Source organism: Prevotella sp. P4-51 (genome assembly GCF_002251455.1).
Lineage (GTDB): Bacteria > Bacteroidota > Bacteroidia > Bacteroidales > Bacteroidaceae > Prevotella.
The window spans coordinates 249,537-272,542 of the sequence record NZ_NPJM01000031.1 but is presented as its reverse complement, the minus strand read 5'-3'; the positions used below and the strand labels follow the sequence as shown (position 1 = coordinate 272,542).

General features: G+C 44.4%; 18 protein-coding genes and 1 other RNA gene. 8 read left to right on the top strand and 11 right to left on the bottom strand.

Annotated elements, in window-relative coordinates:
* Positions 1 to 271: 271 nt before the first annotated feature.
* The 3 genes from mtaB to CIK94_RS03970 are packed head-to-tail and all read left to right on the top strand — an operon-like array spanning position 272 to position 3,384.
* Entirely contained in the window at positions 272 to 1,612 is a 1,341-nt protein-coding gene (mtaB, locus tag CIK94_RS03980) for a tRNA (N(6)-L-threonylcarbamoyladenosine(37)-C(2))-methylthiotransferase MtaB (RefSeq protein WP_094421409.1), read from the top strand.
* Positions 1,609 to 3,102: a glycosyltransferase gene (locus CIK94_RS03975; protein ID WP_022311522.1), complete on the top strand. Its 1,494-nt coding sequence runs from the start codon at positions 1,609 to 1,611 to the stop codon at positions 3,100 to 3,102. Before mtaB ends, CIK94_RS03975 begins: the two co-directional genes overlap by 4 nt.
* A gap of 12 nt (positions 3,103 to 3,114) precedes the next feature.
* Positions 3,115 to 3,384, top strand: coding sequence for a PqqD family protein (locus tag CIK94_RS03970; protein WP_022311521.1), 270 nt, complete (start codon positions 3,115 to 3,117; stop codon positions 3,382 to 3,384).
* 108 nt (positions 3,385 to 3,492) lie between these two features.
* Here the strand turns inward: CIK94_RS03970 and CIK94_RS03965 are convergent, their stop codons facing one another.
* Positions 3,493 to 5,697 (bottom strand): S9 family peptidase, encoded by a 2,205-nt coding sequence (locus tag CIK94_RS03965; RefSeq protein WP_094421407.1) that lies wholly within the window; start codon positions 5,695 to 5,697, stop codon positions 3,493 to 3,495.
* A 93-nt stretch (positions 5,698 to 5,790) separates the two neighbouring features.
* Here CIK94_RS03965 and CIK94_RS03960 point away from each other — a divergent pair, with 93 nt between their 5' ends.
* Positions 5,791 to 6,702 (top strand): TIGR01212 family radical SAM protein, encoded by a 912-nt coding sequence (locus tag CIK94_RS03960; RefSeq protein WP_094421405.1) that lies wholly within the window; start codon positions 5,791 to 5,793, stop codon positions 6,700 to 6,702.
* Here CIK94_RS03960 and CIK94_RS03955 read toward each other — a convergent pair.
* The 5 genes from CIK94_RS03955 to CIK94_RS03935 form a co-directional block, all read right to left on the bottom strand.
* Positions 6,681 to 7,313 carry a gliding motility protein GldB gene (locus CIK94_RS03955; RefSeq protein WP_371591640.1) on the bottom strand — a complete coding sequence of 211 codons (633 nt, stop codon included), beginning with the start codon at positions 7,311 to 7,313 and terminating at the stop codon, positions 6,681 to 6,683. The two genes, CIK94_RS03960 and CIK94_RS03955, sit on opposite strands and share 22 nt — an antisense overlap.
* A gap of 322 nt (positions 7,314 to 7,635) precedes the next feature.
* On the bottom strand, positions 7,636 to 8,529 hold the full coding sequence (locus tag CIK94_RS03950; protein ID WP_022311516.1) for a hypothetical protein: 894 nt from the start codon (positions 8,527 to 8,529) through the stop codon (positions 7,636 to 7,638).
* An 18-nt stretch (positions 8,530 to 8,547) separates the two neighbouring features.
* Positions 8,548 to 9,018 (bottom strand): hypothetical protein, encoded by a 471-nt coding sequence (locus tag CIK94_RS03945; RefSeq protein WP_022311515.1) that lies wholly within the window; start codon positions 9,016 to 9,018, stop codon positions 8,548 to 8,550.
* An 11-nt stretch (positions 9,019 to 9,029) separates the two neighbouring features.
* The gene (locus CIK94_RS03940) at positions 9,030 to 9,893 is read right to left on the bottom strand and encodes an RNA polymerase sigma factor RpoD/SigA (RefSeq protein ID WP_094421403.1); all 864 of its coding nucleotides are present in this window, start codon (positions 9,891 to 9,893) and stop codon (positions 9,030 to 9,032) included.
* Between the two features lie 155 nt (positions 9,894 to 10,048).
* The gene (locus CIK94_RS03935; RefSeq protein WP_022311513.1) at positions 10,049 to 11,506 is read right to left on the bottom strand and encodes a Do family serine endopeptidase; all 1,458 of its coding nucleotides are present in this window, start codon (positions 11,504 to 11,506) and stop codon (positions 10,049 to 10,051) included.
* 342 nt (positions 11,507 to 11,848) lie between these two features.
* Here CIK94_RS03935 and rnpB point away from each other — a divergent pair.
* Positions 11,849 to 12,242: RNase P RNA component class A (gene rnpB, locus CIK94_RS03930), an RNA gene on the top strand.
* A 51-nt stretch (positions 12,243 to 12,293) separates the two neighbouring features.
* The gene (locus CIK94_RS03925; RefSeq protein WP_094387478.1) at positions 12,294 to 12,701 is read left to right on the top strand and encodes a YkvA family protein; all 408 of its coding nucleotides are present in this window, start codon (positions 12,294 to 12,296) and stop codon (positions 12,699 to 12,701) included.
* A 551-nt stretch (positions 12,702 to 13,252) separates the two neighbouring features.
* On the opposite strand, the gene CIK94_RS03915 is transcribed toward CIK94_RS03925, so the two are convergent.
* From CIK94_RS03915 to CIK94_RS03905, 3 genes are all read right to left on the bottom strand, one after another.
* Complete coding sequence (locus tag CIK94_RS03915; RefSeq protein WP_254046042.1) at positions 13,253 to 13,642, bottom strand: rhodanese-like domain-containing protein; 390 nt, start codon at positions 13,640 to 13,642, stop codon at positions 13,253 to 13,255.
* Between the two features lie 62 nt (positions 13,643 to 13,704).
* The gene (locus tag CIK94_RS03910; protein ID WP_094421399.1) at positions 13,705 to 15,261 is read right to left on the bottom strand and encodes a DUF4301 family protein; all 1,557 of its coding nucleotides are present in this window, start codon (positions 15,259 to 15,261) and stop codon (positions 13,705 to 13,707) included.
* 145 nt (positions 15,262 to 15,406) lie between these two features.
* Complete coding sequence (locus CIK94_RS03905) at positions 15,407 to 16,591, bottom strand: sugar MFS transporter (RefSeq protein WP_022311508.1); 1,185 nt, start codon at positions 16,589 to 16,591, stop codon at positions 15,407 to 15,409.
* Between the two features lie 318 nt (positions 16,592 to 16,909).
* On the opposite strand from CIK94_RS03905, the gene CIK94_RS03900 reads away from it, so the two are divergent.
* On the top strand, positions 16,910 to 19,120 hold the full coding sequence (locus CIK94_RS03900) for a bifunctional (p)ppGpp synthetase/guanosine-3',5'-bis(diphosphate) 3'-pyrophosphohydrolase (protein WP_094421396.1): 2,211 nt from the start codon (positions 16,910 to 16,912) through the stop codon (positions 19,118 to 19,120).
* On the opposite strand, the gene CIK94_RS03895 is transcribed toward CIK94_RS03900, so the two are convergent.
* Complete coding sequence (locus tag CIK94_RS03895; protein ID WP_022311506.1) at positions 19,117 to 19,740, bottom strand: TetR/AcrR family transcriptional regulator; 624 nt, start codon at positions 19,738 to 19,740, stop codon at positions 19,117 to 19,119. The genes CIK94_RS03900 and CIK94_RS03895 overlap by 4 nt on opposite strands.
* A gap of 131 nt (positions 19,741 to 19,871) precedes the next feature.
* On the opposite strand from CIK94_RS03895, the gene CIK94_RS03890 reads away from it, so the two are divergent.
* A complete protein-coding gene (locus tag CIK94_RS03890) occupies positions 19,872 to 22,163 on the top strand; it encodes an NADP-dependent malic enzyme (RefSeq protein WP_094421394.1) in 2,292 nt (763 codons plus the stop codon).
* A 63-nt stretch (positions 22,164 to 22,226) separates the two neighbouring features.
* Here CIK94_RS03890 and kdsB read toward each other — a convergent pair whose 3' ends face one another.
* Positions 22,227 to 22,985, bottom strand: coding sequence for a 3-deoxy-manno-octulosonate cytidylyltransferase (kdsB, locus tag CIK94_RS03885; RefSeq protein WP_094421422.1), 759 nt, complete (start codon positions 22,983 to 22,985; stop codon positions 22,227 to 22,229).
* Between the last annotated feature and the right edge of the window lie 21 nt (positions 22,986 to 23,006).

Here is a 23,006-nt window from a genome sequence, read left to right as displayed (position 1 = left end):
CAATAGGTTGTTCATCTTTTTGAGTTTTTTTTTAGTGTTAATTGTAACTTTTTTGAAAACGACTGAAATACAATTTATTACAAACTGTGAAATAAGGTTAATTTTCTGCGAGTTGATTCATATCATCTAAAAAACCTTCTTTTGGAGCTGAAAAATGTGGTCTCGGTTACTGGATTATTGGCCAGTGTTTTGTATACAATCATTAAAATTGATGCCAAATCAGTCAAATAGCTCTAAAGTTTTTGCTAACTTTGCATTATAATTAATTAATATGATAGATACATCTGCATTCCAAGGGAAAAAGGCAGCTTACTATACTTTAGGGTGTAAGTTGAATTTTTCCGAAACGTCCACCTTTGCAAAGACGCTTGAAGCTATGGGTGTCGGTACTGTTGAAAAAGGTGAGCGTGCCGACATATGTCTCGTAAATACCTGTTCGGTTACAGATGTTGCCGATCGTAAGTGCCGTTCTATAATTCGTCGCATGGTAAGGGAACATCCTCATGCATTTGTGATTGTGACGGGGTGTTATGCCCAGCTTGAATCTCAAAAGGTTGCCAATATTGATGGGGTGGATTTGGTCTTGGGCAGTAATGAGAAGGCAAACCTTGTGCAGTTCTTATCCGATGCATGGAGTAACCGGACGGATGGTGCACATTTACATATATATCATTCTGTCAAAACCAAGGATATCAAAACATTCCAGCCTTCCTGTTCGCGAGGAAACAGAACTCGCTATTTCTTGAAAGTCCAGGATGGTTGCAGTTATTTCTGTACGTATTGTACTATACCTTATGCCCGTGGTTTTTCGCGTAATCCTTCTATCGAATCTTTGGTGGAGCAGGCACGGCAGGCAGCTGACGAAGGTGGAAAGGAAATTGTGCTTACGGGTGTTAATATTGGTGATTTCGGAGCCACCACGAAAGAGCGATTTATCGATTTGGTAAAGGCCCTGGATAAAATCGAGGGTATCAAGCGATACCGTATCAGCAGCTTGGAGCCCGATTTGCTGGACGACGAACTGATAGAGTATTGTGCACAAAGTCGTGCTTTCATGCCGCATTTTCACATACCTCTTCAGAGTGGCTCTGATCATGTATTGCGTCTGATGCATCGTCGTTATGACAAAGCACTTTTTGCTCATAAAATCAATCTTATCAAGCGACTTATGCCTGATGCCTTTATAGGTGTAGATGTGATGGTCGGATGTCGTGGAGAACATCCTGAACATTTTGAAGAGTGTTATGATTTTCTTGATGGATTGGATGTCACTCAGCTGCATGTATTCCCATATTCTGAACGCCCAGGAACTTCAGCGCTTTCGATTCCCTATGTGGTCGATGATGCTGAAAAGAAAAAGCGGTGTAACAGACTCTTGGCGCTGAGCGATAGCAAAACCATCGACTTCTATAGCCGAAACATCGGTAAGGAAGTTGATGTATTGTTTGAGAAATCTACTCGTGGCAGATTCATGCATGGTTTTACAGAAAACTATATTCGTGTAGAGCTATCCCCCAAAGATGCTAAAACGGAATATGACAACCAGATTCTGCGTGTGAGATTGGGTGATTTCAACCACGACAAATCAGCTCTAAAGGCGGAATTGATATGAAAATAGCCATTGTTATATTGAATTGGAATGGGCGGGATATGCTGAAACGCTTCTTGCCCATATTGCAGTCCAATCTTATCGCCGATAGTGTTGTCTTTGTGGCAGACAATGCTTCGAGTGACGATTCGCTTCAGCTGTTGAATAGCGATTTTCCAGATGTGCGTGTTATCGAATTGGATAAGAATTATGGTTTCGCTGACGGATATAACAAAGCTCTGCAGCAGATTGATGCTGAGTATTATCTCTTGCTGAATTCGGATGTCGAAGTGACGTCTGATTGGATTGAGCCGATGTTGTGGTTTATGGAAGCAAATCATGATGTGGCAGCATGCCAGCCTAAAATTCTCTCTATCTCCGATCGTCATAGTTTCGAGTATGCGGGTGCTTGTGGCGGATTCATTGATAAGTATGGTTATCCCTATTGTCGTGGCCGCATATTTGATACGATAGAGTATGACAAGGGCCAATATGACAATCCTATGGAAATCCAATGGACAACAGGGGCCTGTATGCTTATTAGAAGCTCGGACTACTGGGCTGTAGGCGGCTTGGATGGTCGCTTCTTTGCCCATAGTGAGGAAATCGATATGTGTTGGCGCCTGCGATTGATGGGACGCAAATTGTATTGTATTCCACAGAGCAAGGTGTTCCATGTAGGTGGTGGCACTCTGAATAAAAGCAATCCCAGAAAGACATTCTTGAATTTCCGCAACAACCTTACGATGCTTTATAAGAATTTGCCCGACAAGGACTTAAGACATGTTATGGCTGTCAGATGGTGGCTTGATTACCTTGCTGCATTCCAAATGTTGATACTTAATCGTAGCTGGGGTGACTTCAAGGCTGTAGTTAAAGCTCGTCGTGCTTTTCACAAATGGAAGAAACAATTTCTTTCCGAACGTCAGGAAATTCAGCTTCGACAGGAAAGCGCTCCGGATGTCCAGGTGAGATCTTCTTATAGTATCTTGTGGCAGTATTATTTTCATCGTAAAAAAGAGTTTAGTAGATTGCATCCTTCTGTCAGCAAAGGAACAAAGCAGTTTCCTAATGTTGTTCTGCTACCACAAATAGAGGCGCTCCTTAATGAGGGGCATACGGTTACGCTACAATTAAGGGGTTACAGTATGCGCCCGTTCCTTGAAGACAATCGAGATAAGGCTTTGCTCATTAAGGCTTGTCATATTGCCGTTGGCGATGCAGTCTTGGCCAGGCTTCCGCAAGGAGGTTATGTCTTACATCGTATAGTAAAAATCAAAGGAGATGAAATAACCCTGCTGGGTGATGGCAATCTGGTGCCGGAACATTGCAAACGCAGTGATATCATTGGTTTTGCAGTCGGCTTCTATCGCAAAGGGCGCTCTGCCATCGACAAGACGAATGGCATCAAGTGGGGGCTGTATTCCATTATATGGATGCTGCTCAGACCATGTCGAAGATATCTGTTGGCTTTCTATCGGCGTGTTTGGTTGAAAATGTTTAAACCCATTTAAGAATAATTGCATATGAGAACAAAGAAAGGATTCAAGCTCCGCGAAGTATGTGGAGAGAAGATATTGCTGGCGGAAGGCGTAGAGAATATTGACTTTAGTGATATCATCAGTATGAATGCCAGTTCGGCATATCTCTGGGAACAGGTAGACGGAAAAGACTTCACGGTAGAGGAGATGGCCCGACTGCTCACGGAACAATATGAGGTTGAAGAAACTGTGGCGTTGGAAGATGCCAAGGAACTGGCCAATCAATGGTTCAAATGTGGTATCATTGAGATTTAACGCAATCAATGCCTTGGCTTTGAACTGACTGCCAGACAATAATAATGCCCGTTACAAGCGTTGAACGATGTAACGGGCATTTGTTGTCTATTGCCAGTGGTAATACTGTTACTTGAGATTGGTGATGAAGAAGTTGGCAATCTGTCTCATTAAGTGATTGCGCGTATTTCCACCATATATACTGTGATTGCGGTTGGTGTACAAAAGTTCGGAGAAATCTTTGTCGGCTTCTATCAGCGATTCTGTGTATTCAAATGTATTCTGTGGGTGAACGTTGTCGTCGGCCAATCCATGGCAAATCAGCAATTTTCCGTTAAGTTTGTTGGCCCATCCTATAGGTGAGTTGTCATAACCCTGCGGATTCTCTTTGGGAGTACGCATATAACGTTCGGTATAGATGGTGTCATAATATCTCCAGTCTGTAGGAGGTGCGACAGCTACGCCGGCATAGAAGACATTGCGGCCTTCACTCATGCTCATGAGGGTGTTAAAACCTCCGAAGCTCCATCCCCAAATGCCTATGTGCTGTTTGTCGATATAGGTTTGGTTGCCTAACCAAAGCGCAGTTTCTACCTGGTCCTTTGATTCAAGGACGCCCATCTGTTGGTAAATGCATTTTTCAAATTTGGCTCCTCGACCACCAGTGCCTCTGCCATCTACGCATACTACAATAAAACCTTGCTGAACAAGATATTGGTCAAATGCTCCGCCGTTGCCTAATGAACCGGCTTTCCAAGAATCAACCACTTGCTGGCTGCCTGGGCCACTGTATTGGAACAGGATAACGGGATACTTGTGAGATGGGTCGAAATTGTTCGGTTTTAACATCCATCCATCCAGAGATATTCCTTCAGAAGTAGTGAATGTAAATGGCTCTCGTTTGCTCCATCCATATTCTGCCATTTTGACCTTTAGCTTGCTGTTGTCGAGCAGCACGGACAAAACCTTGCCTTTCTGTGAACGCAATGTGAATGTATAAGGTGTGTTGTAGTTGCTCCATGTATTGATAAAGAACTGATAGTCGCCAGAGAAGATAGCGCTGTTCCATCCTTCCTGGTCGGTCAGTCTTTCTACTTTGCCGTTTTTATGAGAAACAAATACTTGGCGGTCGTGTGGATTTAATGCAGCTGCTTGATAATAAACATCTCCATTCTCCTCATTATATCCATATATGGAAGTAATGTCATGTTTGCCGTCACCGATTTTTCTTATCATTGTACCATTCTGATTGTAAAGGTAAATCTGCATATAACCGTCACGATCACTTGGCAAGAGGATAGTGCTCCGCCCAATGATAATATCTGCCATGGCCTGTTCTTGTATATAGCAATCTGCTTTTTCTTTAATAAGCAGCTGGGCTGTAGTGCTCCTCGGATTGACGGCATACAAATTCAGTTCATCCTGATGACGATTCATGGTGTATACAATTATCCGAAGAGGATCGTTGGTCATCTTTATTCTTGGCATGTAGCTGTCATTATCTGAAGGAACGTTAAGTTTCTTGGTTTGTCTGCTCTTTATGTCAAAGCTCCATGCACTGACAACAGAATTGTCTTCTCCGGCTTTAGGATATTTATATGAATATTCACCAGGATAGGTGCTATATTCATTACGAGTGGGATGTTTGCCCTTGAACATTTGCAGAGAGTATGATTTCACCTTGCTTTCATCGTATTTTATCCAGCAAAGCATAGTTCCATCCCCGTTAAAGCAGAAAGAGCGGTTGTTGCCAAATTCTTCTTCGTTGACCCAGTCGGGGATACCATTGATGGTCTCGTTAAATTTGCCATCTTTTGTGACCTGACTCTCCGCATTGTCGTATAATAGCTTGATGAGGAACAGATTGTTGTCGCGGACGAAAGCAATCTGGTTCCCGTCAGGCGACCATAGGGGAACTTGCTGCTTGCCGCCGTCGGAAAGACGCTCCAGTTTTGTGGATTTTATCGTATAGATATAATAGTCTGCCTTGAAAGAGTGGCGGTACACTTTCTCGGTATTTGTCTGTATGAGAAATTTGTCACCCTTGGGCGATAGAATGTATCCGTCGAACTTTGTTATCTTTTCACCTATGGTCTTGTTGACATCAAAAAGAACGGCCGTTTGTTTGCCGGTCTTAAATGAGTTTTGTATAATCTGTTTGCCATCATCGCTGATGCGTGCATACTGGTCTGTACCAGGTATGGGGTCAATTCCATGGATGGTCTTTGCGGAAAAGTATCCAGATGCAATGGTTTTGATGTCCATCTTTTTTGAAGCGGTCAGTTCTGTACAAGTCAATGCAAGAACTGCAAGTATTAATAATTGTTTTCTCATATTGGTGATTATATGTATATGACTGTATGCAAAGTTACAAAATCTTCGTTATTATCAGTCCGAAATTGTTGTTTTTTTGTAATTTTGCATACTATGCAGCAGGCTTATAATGATTTCGGCGCTTGGATACGCCGCCGCTTCCCGTTTAGGGTTCAGAAAATATCGGTTGATGCAGGTTTCTCTTGTCCTAATCGGGATGGGAAGATTTCGCGTGGAGGTTGTACATTTTGTGACAACCATACATTTAACCCATCATATTGCAATAGCCGTAAAAGTATAACAGAACAGTTGGAGGAGGGGAAAGCATTCTTTGCTCGTAAGTATCCGGATATGAAATACCTCGCATATTTCCAAGCCTATTCCAACACATATGCTCCTGTGCCAAGGCTTAAGCAACTGTATGAGGAGGCTCTGAGTGACGAGGATGTGGTGGGTATTGTGATAGGAACTCGTCCGGATTGTTTGTCGCCAGAGATTTTGGACTATCTGGAAGAACTGAATAGGCGAACCTTCGTAATCGTTGAATTGGGAGTGGAGAGTGCTAATGACGAGACGCTACTGCTGGTCAACCGGGGGCATACCTTTGCAGATAGCGTCAATGCCATAGAAGCCGTGCATTGTCGGGGAATTCTTGTAGGTGTTCACATTATACTTGGACTGCCAGGGGAAGATAGGGAAGAAATCTTGCGACAAGCCTCCGTGATATCTGACTTGCCTCTGGATATCCTCAAACTGCATCAGTTGCAGATTATCAAAGGTACATGTATGGCGCGACAATACTCAGAGGCTCCTTTTCATCTTTTCAGTGTCGAAGAATATATCGAATTGATAGGAGAGTACTTGCCATTACTGCGCAAAGATATAGTTCTGGAGCGCTTTCTTAGCCAGTCACCTGGCGAGATGCTTCTGGCCCCAAAATGGGGATTGAAGAATCATGAGTTTGTACATCTTCTTAACAAATATCTCGAGAAGAACAACATTTGTCAAGGAAGCAAGGTGGTGTAATCATCCTGACTGAGCAGTTGCTCGACAGTTCTGCTTCTGTGCTTGCGCATATAATTGTCAATCAGCAGCACATATTTCGTTTGGAAGATTTTCCGCTCGAGCGCCTTGTTCGTAATCCACATGATTTTTGCGATGTGTAAATCTCTTTCAAGCTGAGTGCGCTTGTCTATATTTGACAGGGGATAAAAACTGAGCAGGTAGAAAACCATTGCATCCGGTACAATGTATGCGCGGGTCATGCTTGTACGTTGTTGGTATGAATAGTACTTTTTGTACAATGGGTAGTTGATACCAAGATATTTGTCCAGACAGATACCGATACTCTTGTTGCCAATGATGACACTTTGGTCCAAAGCGCCTATTTGGGCGTAGACCTTGGGAAGTGGTATGTTGGGCAGGCTTTTACGTAGTCTGGAAAAACTCTTGCTGAAATCCTTGTTCAAGTCATCCATATCAGCAAACTCGGCTTCGGTGTCAGATATGAGAATCTGCAGTGTGGAGTCTTGGTAAAATCTTAGGTATTTGGAACTTATGTCAGGCTCAACCACCTCGCCAATCTGCAATACTTTTTCTATGAGAGTACGTGTCTCTACAGGGTATTCTGTGTTCATTTCCTGCAAGGCAGAATAATCACCGGTCGTGAGATACCGGCTTTGCAATCTGTCATATCTGGCAATCGTGATGTTGCCCTTTTGAAGGTCATCTTCAAAAGGTTTAATCTTTGGTTCGCATGAAACGAAGAGCAAAGCTGACAGTAATATGGTGGCGATACGGTTTCTCACTTGCTAATTCTCCCTTATTCACTTGCAAAAATAGTAAAAAAATGAATAAAACCAAAGGCAATGTATAAAAAATATAAAAAGCAGCCCAATAAATCTGCATATTTATTAAAAACCGTTATACTTCTGCGTGGTAAGTATGCCACGATTTATGCTAAGTGCGCGAAATGGTCTTGTTACAGATAACGGCAGCCTCTTTGTTGGGCAGGCAATGCAATATATAGAATGGCGTTTTTTCTATTACCTGGGTAATATTTTTTATAATGTCATCGTAGATATTCTCATCCCACCTGATGCTTGAGCATGCTGGGATAAAGTTTACCAGTGCATCTATAGGGGATAATCGGTCTATGCTGTTTTGCGGTGCACGGTCAATTTGAGTTATTGCTCCTAAATGGGCTTTGATATTGCGGTAGCATGGAGTCTTGCCACTCCAAGGACTTCCATAGATTACGGGAACGTTGTCTATAATTCTGATAATGGGGTTATCGTCATTCATCAGGTCGCAGTTTGGAAGGTGTTTGAGCCACATGCTGACCTGTGTGCTCTTTCCGGTACCGCTTTTAGCGATAAATGCATATCCATAACCGTTTTGCCTTACCAGGGATGCGTGTATTAATAAGGTGTTATATTTGCAACTGGCAAAAGCATAAGCAATCATGATGGCATTGTTCAGACCGAAACTACGCATGTCATAGTTGCCGTTGAGTGCGCACTGGCAGACGGAAAACTCTTTGTTGGCAATCAATAGGCAACAACTATTTCCATTAATGTCTTTGATGATAAACTGGTGTCTTCCATCATTTGTCTGGTCAACTATGATGTTGCCATTGCCAGTGTCAATGGTCTTTATGCGTACCCGTTCACTTTTTGCAATGGGTGCGGTCTTGTCATCTATGGTAAGCTCAAAGAGGTTGTCCTCTTTGGAGGGTTCGGCAATCTCAAATGGAGAAAAAGAGGGTAGTAGAGACAAATTATTAAGCCCATCCTCTTTGAAGATGAGCTTAATAGTCAGCTCGGCTATCGAGAACCAGTAGTTGCTGTTCATAGTTCGGGAAGTCGTACTTTATTTATCCTTTTTCTTGTTCTTCTTTGCTTTCTTTGTCTTCTTGGTTGGGCTTTCGGCCTGTTGCTCTTCGTCTGATTCTATTGCCTTGAATTGGAACTCGTTGGCGCCTACATATTTCAGTTCGTATTTCCCGTTCTTGGCATACTTCTTCTTGAGCTTGGTAAACTGCTTCTCTATATTCTTGAGTTTGGCATCAAAGAAAATTACGCACACTCTCGCAGGCATTCCTTGGTCCGAAAGGTGCTGACTCAACTGTTTTGAATATAAGTCCCGGTTCTCCAGAAAATGGCTTTTGTGCTCGATAGTTACATCTTTAACCAACTGTATATCTGTAAAATATACCGTTGAATCATTAAATGATGCCGAAAAACCAAATGCATAAATGTCACTCTTCTTGTTGGCAGCGCTTACATTACCTGAAACAATTGCGCATATCAGAATAAGTGTAATGGTAATAATTTTGTTCATTGTTCTTTCTTTTATCTTCCTAAATAACTCTTTAGAAGTTTACTCTTTGTATTATTTCTTAATTTACGTATAGCCTTTTCTTTGACTTGTCTTACCCTTTCACGAGTCAGCCCACACTTTGTGGCGATTTCTTCAAGGGTCTGTTCTGCTTGATTGATGCCAAAAAATGATTTGATGATGATGCGCTCCCTGTCATTGAGAACACTCAATGCTCTGCAAATCTCTTCTCTTAGAGATTCCGCAACCAGTTCATTGTCTGCTTCTGCACCCTCATCACTTGCAATAACGTCAAGTAGGCTGTTGTCTTCGTCGTCATTTATTGGGGCATCAACCGAAACGTGTCTTCTGGTTGCCTTGAAGGCATCTTCGATTTTATCTTCCGGCATATTCAGCTCATCGGCCATTTCATTGAGACTCGGACGGCGCTCGTGCTCTTGTTCGAAAACGCTGGATGCGTGGGATATTTTATTGACGGCTCCAACTTGATTGAGCGGGAGCTTTATCATATTGCTCTTTTCGGCTATTGCCTGCAGTATACTTTGTCTAATCCACCACACAGCATACGAAATGAACTTGAAGCCTCGGGTTTCGTCAAATTTTTCGGCAGCCTTGATGAGTCCCACATTGCCTTCATTGATAAGGTCGGGGAGACTCAGTCCCTGGTTCTGGTATTGTTTGGCCACAGAAACGACGAATCTTAGATTGGCTTTGGTGAGCTTTTCCAATGCTTTATGATCGCCCTTTTTGATGCGCTGAGCCAGCTCGACCTCCTCTTCAACCGTTAGCAATTCCTCACGGCCGATTTCTTGCAGATACCTGTCAAACGAGGCGTTCTCGCGGCTTGTTATTGATTTTGTGATTTTCAGTTGTCTCATAAAGCTATTGTTTGTCACTTTTCTGCAAATGTAGTATTTTTGCTTTATATATGCAAGTATTTTCGTTTTTATTTAACAAAATGGACGCAACTCTGAGCTTGTCTGGCTTGGAGTTGCGTCCATTATACTCGTTGGTAACTGAATTGTTATATATCCTAATTTACTTCTATTGCAAAGTAGTCACGTTTGCCAGTGGGCCATATACCTTTTATATATAGTACGGGGTCCTTGCTTGTCGATGCCTTCTTGACAGTCTCTTGCAGGTCGTTGATGGCCTTTATGGGAGTGTCATTGGCCTGAAGGATAATGAATCCTTTTTCAATTCCCTTCTTCTTCAGCGGACCATCGGTCACCTTGATTACTTCGAGACCATAGTTGATGCCAAGTTGTTCCTTTGTATCTTTGTTGACCGGTGCAAACGAACCGCCCAATACATCCAAGTCAGCAGTCTTTACCACTTTGGTTGTACCTTGCGCATTCTTGAGAGTGACGGTCTTGGTCACTTTCTTCTTCTTGTGAATGTAGGTTACGCTGAGCTTGTCGCCAGGACGCTTGTTGGCCATATGCTCCTGGAGTTCAGCCATCTTGCCAATCTTCTTTCCATCGATACTTATGATGACATCGCCTTCCTCAAGTCCGGCTTCGGCGCCAGCGCCGTCGGGATCCACCTTAGACACATAGACACCTTCGTTTGTGCCGAAATCAGCATCTTTGCCACTGTCTTTGAGCGCGTTGATCTGGTTCAGCAGGTCGCCACCGGTGATTCCGAGATATGCACGCTGAACGGTTCCATATTCTTTCAAGTCGCTTACCACTTTGTTCATGATGGTGGTAGGTATGGCAAAACCATAACCAGTAAACGAACCTGTCTGAGAATATAGCATGGCATTGATACCGACCAATTCTCCCTTGGTATTGACCAGGGCGCCGCCGGAATTACCGGGATTGATGGCCGCATCGGTCTGTATGAAACTCTCCACGCCATTCTGCTGGGCATACAGCGAGCGTGCCTTGGCGCTTACGATACCTGCTGTCACAGTATTGTTCAATCCATAGGGATTACCTACGGCTATCACCCATTCTCCCACCTTCAGCTTGTCGGAATCGCCAATGGGGAGGGTGGGTAAATCCTTGCCGTTGACCTTAATCAGTGCCAGGTCGGTAGAGGGGTCAGTGCCGATGATGCGTGCCGAGAACTCGCGGTTGTCATTCAGGGTCACAGTCAGTTCGTCGGCTCCGTTAACTACATGATTGTTGGTAACGATGTAGCCGTCGGAAGAGATGATGACACCAGAACCGGTAGCTTGCTTCTTAGGAGTCTGGATCTGCTGCTTGCGCTTGCCTCCGTTGCCCTGGCCGAATCCGAAGAAATCGCCAAAGAAATCATCGAATGGAGAGCTTGGAACTTCCACCGTCTGCACCTTGGAGTTCTGCACATATTTTATATGTACTACCGCCGGCAATGATTTCTCGGCGGCATAGGTTAAATCTACCGGCTGGCCAGCAATGGCTACACTGGCTGGTGTGGCATAGGCTTTGATGAAAGAGCCGGCAGAGAGAGCTATGGCAACAATGCTCAAGGCCCCAAAAAGATACTTTGAATACGTTTTCATACTCGTTTGTTTTTAATCTTATGTTTATTTTGTTCTTTCTTTTGGTTGAGGTTGTCAATCCTCTTTGTAATTATATCTGCAAATATACTCCCAAAGTTTGTGAAACTGCCATTTTGGCAGTCCGCTTTATTTCAATTTAACACTTTTATTTGCCCACTTAACGGCTATTAAGCGCCATCATCACGATTTTTACATCTTTTTATTATCCTTGTCAATGCTGTTTTTGGAGGGCTGGAGCATAAGAATGGCAAGCTATTTGGCTGATAAACGAGGTAAAAAGTGATTTTTTTGAAGTATAGTTGTGGTTTTTCATGAAAAAAATCTAATTTTGCAGAAAGAAAGGCAGTTTCCCGGCCCTGCCGCTGGCTCTCTTGCGAGGGCGAGAGGAAAGTCCGGGCAACGCAGAGCGCTCCACTTCCGAAAATAGAAGCTATTGGTGACAGTAGGGGAAAGTAGAAGAAAATAACCACCATGATACTATATGTTGTTTTGACAGCGTATGTGTCGGGAAAGGGTGAGAAGGTAGTGTAAGAGACTACCAGTCGGCGGGTGATCGTCGAGCTGTACTTCCTGGAGGTTGCAAGTTCATGTAAACCGTCGTCTGAAAGCTGCTCGCTTGATGTCTTTGACAACGGCGGAGGGTAGAATGCTTGAGCTGTGAGGTGACTTGCAGACTAGATAAATGACAGGGCTCCACTTGTGGATACAGAACCCGGCTTATCAGGAAACTGCCTTTCTTTTAATCTTTAGATTTATTACTGATAAAACGAACATTGATATGGCAAATATCGAACTTCCCGATTTCATGAGCTATAAGGACAAGTTTTCGAATAGCAAGTTTGTTGAAAAGATTCAGCGCGTGGCCAAGCGTGCCGGTGCCAAGTTGGTTTACGTGGCATTGATTTTGTTTTATACCTTGCAGAGCGATAAGGTGTCGCTCAAAGACAAGGCAATGATTGTCGGCGCGCTCGGATACCTTATTTCTCCTTTGGATGTGGTGCCCGACGCGATCCCTATAGCAGGATTGGGCGACGACCTCGTTGTGTTGCTCTATGTGCTTCATAAGATTTGGGGCGAAGTGTCCGAGGATGTCAAGGACAAGGCTAAGGCCAAGCTGGCTACCTGGTTTGACGGAGATGAAACCTCGAAGATTAACGACCTGTTCCGCGACGACCCCACAGATACTCCTGTATAGAATTATTTCAAACATCCATAGCCACAAGCCGTTTCCATGCTTGTGGCTTTTTTCTGTCCCTACGTTTGGAGGGGCATTTCCGGCAAGGGCCATTCCTTGTCCTTTTGACCGTAAGCCAACCTATTTGGCGTCGCTTATCTTGTCGATGGTTTTTCTTATGGGCAGATTATAGTTATTTGCAAGTTTTGAAACGGATGATTCGAACCTTGCAATGAACAGATCTAAGTCTGCAAAGAATAAATCAAGTCTTGCAATATAGATTTGTGTGATTATGGCCGTCTTTGACGGGTGGGAGAGTTGTTTCCACTCCTTGGGTGGTTTTTGGTCCATGGATTGTTGCTTCGATATGGGGCTGTTGATATCCAGGATGGCACGGACTGTTGGCGTATGAGGGCCTTGGGGAAAAATAAAACTCCTTATATGTGAATAAGGAGTTGTCTTGTGCTTGTCTGATAAAAGTGGTGTTGTGGCCTATCTTTATGGCATGCTGTCTTGGGGTGCTTCTGGCATGGCCGTAACTGTGAGCGGAATGGGGGAGTATGGTGGCCTTGTCATTTGGTAGTAACTGGCAGCTTGGCCTTAATCCATCCCAAATATCCCGAATCAAGTTCTATCACTTTGTAACCATGACCGGCTAATATCCGTGCGGCGGTTTTGCTGCGCTTTCCGCTGCGGCAGTTGACGGCAATGGTCTGACCTTTGGGCAACTGCTTAAGGGCTTGTTTCTCAAAATCGTCTTTGAGCACATCGATATTGATGGCATGTGCAATGTGGCCTTCGGCAAATTCGGCTGCAGTCCGCACATCCAATCTCACAATAGACGTGTCGGCAATGGCTGTTGCAAATTCTTCTGCGGGTAAACTGCGGAAGGTGCCGTTCTGGGCTTTACATCCCAACAGGCAGCATAGCATGGTCAGGAGTGTCATATATCTGTTCATCATTAATTATAGATAAATATGCGGCGACTATCTCTGTTGAAATAGTCGCCGCTAATGGTAGGTCTTTAATCGTGGTGGCAACTATGTGTTACTTCTCCTTCAGCAGGCTGGTGCTGCGGACGCAACAAGTCGTTGACGGTCTTTACGGGGTTGAATGTGTCGAGTGGGACTTCCACAAAAATTGTGTTCCAATCGCTCATAGCTCCATTCCAAAGGCCAGGCAATTCCAGTGCTTTCAGTTCGCGGCCGCCCTTACTCTTGCTGCTGATGAAGCCGGTGTTGTGGTCAACGTAGTCGGGCAGATGGAAGTGGTTGCCTTTATAGTCGCGGGTGGCACAAACCAAGTCAACTGGGTTGAAATGTGTACCCTCGGTAAACATCTTGACATACTCGGGGTTGGACTTGTCTATCTGGCTCGATTCCAATATCTGTAAACTTACGGTGCCGTTTTGGTTGTAAGCCAGGAAAGGACCACCACCAGGCTCGCCTACATTCTTGACTACTCCGCAGACGCGCATCGGGCGGTTGAGTTTGCTTCTCAGATAACTTACCAGTTCGGCATCTTCGAGTTCCTTGATATCGGCACGGCGGCAGCAAAGGTCGCGCTGTACAAAGCGGATGATTTCCTCAAGGTCCTTATGATTGTAGTTGCCGCTGTCGAGCAACTCAAGATATTCAAAAGCCCGCTTCTGGTTTTCAACCAGTACTCCAGCCAATACATTCTTATAAAGTACGGTGTCGCCTTTGAGGCGGTCAGGCACAACATTGTCTATATTCTTGATGAATACAACATCGGCGTCAATGTCGTTGAGGTTTTCGATGAGCGCACCATGTCCGCCCGGACGGAAAAGCAATGATCCGTCATCGTTGCGGAATGGGGTGTTGTCTGTATTGACCGCAATGGTATCTGTCGATGGCTTTTGCTCAGAGAAAGATACATTAATCTTTATGTCATACTTGGCTTCGTACTTTGCAATGCAATCTTCTACTTTTTTGCGGAAGAGCGGTAGGTGCTCGTGGCTGACGGTGAAATGGACATTGGCCTCGTCGTTGCTTGCTGCATAGAGTGCGGCCTCAACCAGATGTTCTTCCATAGGTGTGCGAGCGCCGTCGGCATAGGCGTGGAACAAGAGCAATCCTTTGGGCAGTTGTCCATAATTCAGTCCCTTTTCCTCCAACAGATTGGCAACGACATCTTTATATTTCTCCTCCTTGAGCAGGGCACGTACACCCTTGCCATTATTCTTCTTGCATTGGTCGCACAGGGCTTCACGGAAAGCAAAGTGGGGAATGTTGTCAAAGAACTTGTGTTCAAACTCAGTGGTAGGAGTGTCATATTCGGCAGTAAGGAATCCGAAAAGGTCCTTAAACATGCGGCTGGCTGCACCGGATGCGGGCACAAATTTAACTACACGATGTCCGTGAGCCTTATATTCGTCCCAAGATTCAATGGCATGCTGGCGTTCTACCTCGTCAAGGGCAAGAATGCCTTTTTCGATAGAGGCTGCGGCTTCTAATTTAAGAAATGGAAAGCCCTTCTCAAACTGGTGAAGTTGCCCCATTACTTTTTCTTCGCTTATCCCTCTCTGGGATATCTGGTTAAGATCTGTTTGTGTTAGCATTATCTTTGATATTTTAATAATTATATGACAAATTTAGGTACTTTATCTGATATGCCCAAGTGTTTTGGGCGTTTTTTTTCAGTATATTGACGGCTTATGTCGTAAAAACTATTTCTCTGGCGGGTGGTATCTTCATGGGCTGGAGTTATAACCTGGCGCTTTTTCTGCGAAGAATGAGCAGGCATACGACCAGAAGAGCGGGGAAGAATGTTGCGGCCAAAATGCCACCATGTATATCGTCGCCTGTAAAATGGGTACAAAGCCCCACAAGAGATGGCCCAAAAGTGCCGCCGGCATCGCCGGCAAGGGCCAGAAGGGCAAAAAGAGCAGTACCGCCGTTGGGTATCCGTGCCGATGTAAGACTGATGGAACCCGGCCACATGATGCCTACAGCCAGACCGCTGACCATGCAGCCGGCCAGACTCAGTAGCGGAACAGAGGCTAAAGAAGCTGTCAGGTAAGCGACCAGACTCAGAAGCCCGGCCCATGTCATATAGGCGGACAGGTCCAGATTCTGTCCCTTCTTGCTATACCATAGACGGCCGAGACCCATACAAAAGGCAAATCCACAGGGACCGGCCAGATCACCAATCGCCTTTTCTACTCCCAGAGAGGCTTCGGCAAAGGCCGATGTCCACTGTGCCATAGTGGCTTCTGAGGCTCCGGCAGCTACCATCAGCAGTAGGAATATCCAGAACATTCCATTGCGCAGCAGTTGACCCATGCTCATACTCTCGGCATCGGGCACAATGGGTTCAATAGGGCATGTCGCGAAATTGATGATGTTGTAGAGCGGTATCAATGCCCATAGGCAGGCCAGAAACCTCCAGTGGTCCAATCCGAATAGGGAAAAGAAAAGCGTAGAGCCGACTATCACTCCCACGGCTCCCCAACAGTAGAAGGAATGGAGCAGGCTCATCATGCCCTCCTTGTTTGGGAAAGGGCAAGCCTCGATAATGGGGCTGCACAACACCTCTATCAACCCGCTACCTATGGCATACACGCATACACAGAGGAGTATTCCCACCAGCGGATTGGGGAATAGTTCTGGCAGAAATGCCAGCCCCATCAAGCCTGTGGCTGATGTTATCCCAGAGATGATGATACTTTTGCGGTAGTTGATGTTCTTGAACTTGGCGCACAGCAAGTCTGTAATCAGTTGGATGATGTAGAATACAGCAGGAATCAACGCCAGACTGGCTATAGGTATCTTGTACTCATGGTGGAAGGCCATGAATAGTAGAGGGGTGAAATTGGCCACGATGGCCTGTGTTACAAAACCAAGGTAGCAAGCCCGTTTGGTCTTCCTGTAATCTTTTCCTTTCTTCATGTTTTTGTCTACTTGTTTTATCTTCCAATGTATTCCTGCTATATTGCATTCGTATTTCTGCATTTATATTAGGATAGCGATGATTTCTGACGTGTGCTGCAAAGTTAACTGTTTGTCGGGAGAAACAGACGAATTATATTAAGTTTTTTCCCTTAATCATTAACTTATGTCAAACAGCCGTAAAAAGCCTACGGTTTTGCTTTGCCGTTTCTGCTAAAAGACGTACCTTTGCACCCTATACTTTGGTGTGTTACAGGTGCATTGACAGCAGATATGGACACCATAAAGGATTACTAATTATATAGAGAAGACATACGTATGAACGATGTATTTGCATTTTCGGATAACGAGCGCAGCGCAGCGATAAAACTGATATTTCAGATACGGGAGGCCATAGCCGACTCGCTGGCTCCCGGTGACGAACAGCTGATGCGCCAGCATATAGAGCAAGCCATCAACAGCCAACGTATCCAGCGTGATATGTTCGGTCTCAACCCCATTCTGCATGCCCTACAGACGGCTTGGCTGGCCGTAACAGAGATAGGGCTTAAGCGTGATGGCGTATTTGCCATTCTGCTCTATGAGGAAGTGATTGGGGGTAACGAGGACATTGACCACCTTACCTCGCTCTTCGGTGATAATGTAGGACGCATCCTGCATGGTCTGTGCCGCATACATGACTTGTATAAGAAAAATCCTGTAATAGAAAGCGAAAATTTCCGTAATCTGCTGCTGTCTTTTGCTGAAGATATGCGCGTGATTCTCATCATGATTGCCGATCGCGTGACGTTGATGAGGCAGATTCGTGACAATTCTAATCTTGAAGCCAAACGCCAAGTAAGCGAGGAGGCCAGTTATCTATATGCGCCATTGGCTCATAAGTTAGGTCTGTATAAGCTGAAAAGTGAACTTGAGGACCTGAGTCTGAAATATCTTGAGACCGATGCCTATTATATGATAAAGGAGAACCTTAATGCTACCAAGCGTTCGCGCGATGCTTACATTGAGCGTTTTATCACTCCTCTAAAGGCTAAACTGGATGAGGCTGGTCTCGTCTATCATATGAAAGGTCGTACCAAGAGCATTCATTCCATTTGGCAAAAGATGAAGAAGCAGCAGTGTGGCTTTGATAAAATATATGACCTCTTTGCCATTCGCATCATCCTTGACTCGCCTTTAGACAAGGAAAAGATGCTCTGCTGGCAGACATTCTCTATCGTTACCGATATGTATCAGCCCAATCCCAAACGATTGAGAGACTGGCTGAGTATGCCAAAGTCTAATGGATATGAATGTCTTCATATCACGGTGTTGGGCCCAGAAGGCAAGTGGGTGGAAGTGCAGATACGTACTCAGCGCATGGACGATATTGCCGAGCATGGTCTTGCCGCCCATTGGCGCTATAAAGGCGTTAAGAGCGAGGGCAATATGGATACCTGGCTTGCCAGCATCCGTTCGGCGCTTGAAGCCGGTGATGACCTGCAGGTTATGGATCAGTTCAAGATGAACTTGCAGGATGAGGAAGTCTATGTCTTTACGCCCAAGGGCGATCTGTTCAAGTTCTCACAAGGTGCCACCGTACTTGATTTCGCTTATTATGTACATACTGCTGTCGGTAATTCTTGTATAGGTGCCCGTCTTAATGGGCGTATCGTGTCTATACGCGAGACATTGCATTCCGGTGATACGATAGAGATTCTGACGCAAAACAATCAGAGGCCCAAGCCCAGTTGGTTGGGTATCGTAAAGACGCCAAAGGCCAAAGCCAAGGTCAAGTTGGCGCTCAAGGAGACTCAGGCTAAAGAGGGACTTCTCGCCCGAGAAATGCTTGAGCGCAGGTTCAAGAATCGTAAGATTGAGATAGATGAAACGCTTGTTAATATCCTTATCAAAAAGATGGGATTTAAGGAGCGCTCTGATTTCTATAGAAATGTGGCTGATGGGAAACTTGACATCAACACCATTATTGAGAAATATGTAGAGCTGCGTGACCATCAGTCTGCTATGGCGCAGCAACGCCAGATTCAGTCTGCGGAAGAGTTCAATTATGATGGTACTGATTTCAAGTCTAAAGGGAATGATGACGATGTTCTGGTAATTGACCGCAATCTGAAAGGCATAGAATATAGTCTGGCAAGATGCTGTAGTCCTATTTATGGTGATGATATTTTCGGTTTTGTCACCATTAATGGTGGTATAAAGATTCACCGCACAGACTGTCCTAATGCCCCTGAATTGAGGAGGCGTTTCGGTTATAGATTTGTAAAGGCGCGTTGGAGTGGAAAGGGCAACTCCCAATATAGCGTGACTTTACGTATTATCGGCAATGACGATATAGGTATAGTAAGCAATATTACTAATATTATATCAAAGGAAGAACGCATTGTCATGCGGAGTATCAATATAGACAGTCATGACGGGTTGTTCAGCGGCAATCTGGTCGTAATGATAGATGACACATCGCGCATGGCAAGCCTGATTAAGAAGTTGCAAACAGTAAAAGGCGTTAAGTCGGTGGCCCGACTTTAACGCCTTCGGCTTGATTTCTCATCCACAATTTGTATGCCTTTTTCCGTACACATACCGCGGATAAATACAAGAATGGTATTGTCGAAGATACTCTGAAAGGAGTATTTGTTGTACATGCCCGTTTCAATAATATATGTCATGGCGTTTTGTACAACTTCAGTGATAATGGCAAAGTTGGTTCCTTGCCTGAAGTACCCGTCTTCAATGCCCCATTGGAAAAAATCACTAATGGTCTTTTCGCGCTCCTTACGTCGTTTGGCGTGCATCTCCATTACTGTCTTATATTTGGGTATGTCTATGAAAAACTGTGGATTAATGTGGGAGAATGCGTCAACTTGTATGTAATACGATTCCATCAGGATTTCGACGGCATTGCGCTTTCCTCCTTGGGCATAGTTAAGCAGGTAGGCGTCGATGTGTTCTTCGGTCTCTAATAGACCTTCGTATAACAATTGCTCTTTATCCTGGTAGATTTCATATAGCGTGCGCTTTGAAATACCAAGTATCTTGGCAATGTCATCCATCTTGATTTTCTTGATACCATGCAGGAGAAACTGCTCCATTGCGGTCTTGAGAATCTTGCCTTTAAGTTCCTTTCTGTAAATCGTTTCGTTTGCCATGATGACATTATATATTTTCTAAATGCAAAAGTATAAAAAAAAGATAAAAACTTGTCCTTGTTTGTGGGTTTTTTGTTAACTTTGTCACATTATTATTTCAGATGGTAACATAAATAAACTCTAAGATAAAGATGGTAAAGATTACGAAAGAGGCCGCTTTGGAGTATCACCAAAATGGCAGACCTGGAAAGATTGAGGTTAAACCAACCAAACCATTTCATACTCAAACTGATTTGAGCTTGGCTTATTCGCCAGGTGTAGCATTCCCGTGTTTGGAAATCCAGAACAATCCGGACGATGCATACAAATATACCGACAAAGGTAATTTGGTGGCTGTTATCTCTAATGGTACGGCAGTTCTTGGATTAGGAGATATCGGCGCCCTTAGTGGAAAGCCAGTTATGGAAGGTAAGGGATTGCTATTCAAAATCTACGGAGGTATTGATGTCTTTGATATCGAAGTTGACGAGAAAGACCCGGAAAAGTTCTGTGAGGCAGTTGAGCGCATAGCCCCTTCATTTGGTGGTATTAATCTTGAGGACATCAAGGCTCCCGAGTGTTTCTATATAGAAGAGCGTTTGAAGAAAAACCTTGATATCCCAGTAATGCATGACGACCAGCATGGTACTGCAATTATCAGCGCTGCGGGACTGAAAAATGCCTTGGAGGTTGCTGGCAAGGATATTGCCAAGGTAAAAATCGTTGTCAATGGTGCGGGAGCAGCAGCAATCAGCTGTACAAAACTATATGTTGCACTTGGCGCACGCCGTGAGAATATAGTAATGCTTGATTCAAAGGGCGTGATTACTACCGATAGAGAAAAACTGACTCCGCAGAAAGCATTGTTTGCAACCGAGCGCAGAGATGTACATACTCTGGAAGAAGCTATAAAGGGTGCCGATGTCTTCGTGGGACTGTCCAAGGGCAATGTGCTTACTCAGGACATGATACGTTCGATGGCGAAAAGTCCTATTGTTTTTGCTCTGGCAAATCCTGTGCCTGAAATCAGCTACGAAGATGCCATGGCAAGTCGTCCAGATGTGTTGATGTCAACAGGTAGAAGTGATTATCCTAATCAGATAAACAATGTAATAGGTTTCCCATATATATTCAGAGGTGCGCTTGATGTGCATGCGCGCGCCATAAATGAAGAAATGAAAATGGCTGCTGTACACGCAATAGCTGATTTGGCCAAGCAGCCTGTTCCTGATGTCGTCAACGAGGTATATCACGTAAACGAATTGGAATTCGGTCCTGATTACTTCATACCGAAGCCCGTTGACCCCAGATTGATTACGGATGTTAGTGCCGCTGTAGCTAAAGCCGCTATAGAAAGTGGTGTGGCCCGTCTGGAGATAAAGGATTGGGATGCATATAAGGACCATTTGCGGCAGATGTTAGGTCAGGAGACCAAGCTCACTCGTAATCTGCATGCCACTGCAGCTTTGCATCCTCAACGTGTGGTATTTGCGGAAGGTGGACACCCAACGATGATGAAGGCGGCAGTGCAGGCCCGTCAAGAAGGAATCTGCCAGCCAATCTTGCTTGGTAACCCTGACCGCCTGAATCGCCTGGCCAATCGCTTGAAGCTCGACCTTGCAAATATAGAGATTGTGGATATGCGCGCCGATAAAGAGCAGGGCCGCAGAGCTACTTATGCCAAGCATTTGGCAGAGAAACGTGCACGTCAAGGATATACTTTTGAAGAGGCATACGACAAGATGTATGAGCGCAATTACTTTGGAATGTCTATGGTGGAGCAGGGGGATGCCGATGCATTTATAACCGGACTTTACACCAAGTATTCCAATACTATCAAGGTGGCGAAAGAGGTTATTGGAATACGTCCCGAGTACAACACATTTGCCACTATGCATATTCTGAATACTAAGAAAGGTACGTATTTTATAGCTGATACGCTGATTAATAGACATCCGGACCAGAATGTGCTTTATGATATTGCCAAGTTGAGCGCTAATGCTGTTAAGTTCTTTAATGTAGAACCCGTCATTGCAATGATCAGTTACTCTAATTTTGGAACGGATGACGTAGGTAGCCCTCAGAAAGTTCATGCTGCAGTGGAGCAACTCCAGAAAGATTTCCCCAACTTGAAAGTGGATGGAGAAATGCAAGTGAATTTTGCTCTGAATAAGGAATTAAGAGATGACAAATATCCATTTACCCGTCTGAAAGGAAAGGATGTCAATACGCTTGTCTTCCCAAATATGAGCAGCGCTAATGGTAGTTACAAACTACTTCAGGCCCTTGATCCTGATGCGGAAATTATTGGTCCGATTCAGATGGGATTGAACAAACCGATTCACTTTACAGATTTTGAGAGTTCGGTGCGAGACATAGTGAATGTTACAGCGGTGGCAGTGATTGACGCGTATGTTCAAAAAATTATAAACAAAAACAAATAAGCAATTATCTTGGAATAAACGGCCATCTTCTGCATTAACTTCAGATGGCCGTTTATGTAATAATTATCTGTTGTCTTTCTCGTGTTGGGCAAGGAATTCCTCTGCACGTTCGAGGTCTTCGGGGGTGTCTATGCCGACAGTCTCAATAGAGGTTGTTCCAACCTTAATCTTATATCCGTTTTGAAGCCATCTTAATTGTTCCAGACTCTCTGCGATTTCCAATGATGATTGTGGAAGTTTGGTTATTTGCGAAAGTACCTCTTTTCTATATGCATAGATGCCCAGGTGTTTTAAGAAGGGATAGCGGTTAATCCATTCCTGTTTCTCGACTCCACGGACAAAGGGTATAATGCTTCGTGAGAAATACATGGCATAACCACTATTGCTTACTACGATTTTGGGAGAATTAGGGTTCTCGACGGCTTCTATTGTAGTAAATGGTTTGCCAAGGGTGGCTATTTGGGTATCTTCATCGTCAAAGCATTTGCATAGAGTTTCAATTTGACTTTGCTGGATGAATGGTTCGTCACCCTGGATGTTAACAACGACATCGGCATCAATATTGATTTTGGTGAGAGCTTCCTGTATGCGGTCGGTACCACTCTTATGGTCACTCCGTGTCATAATGGCATTTCCACCAAATTTAACTACCGTATCAAAAATGCGCTGGTCGTCTGTTGCCACGTATGCATGGGGCAATACAGATGTAACCTGTTCGTAAACTCTTTGAATAACTGGTTTTCCACCGAGAATTGCCAATGGTTTGCCCGGAAAACGGGTAGAGGCGTATCGGGCGGGAATGATTGCAATAAACTTTGTCATAATTTGGTTTTTTATAGATGC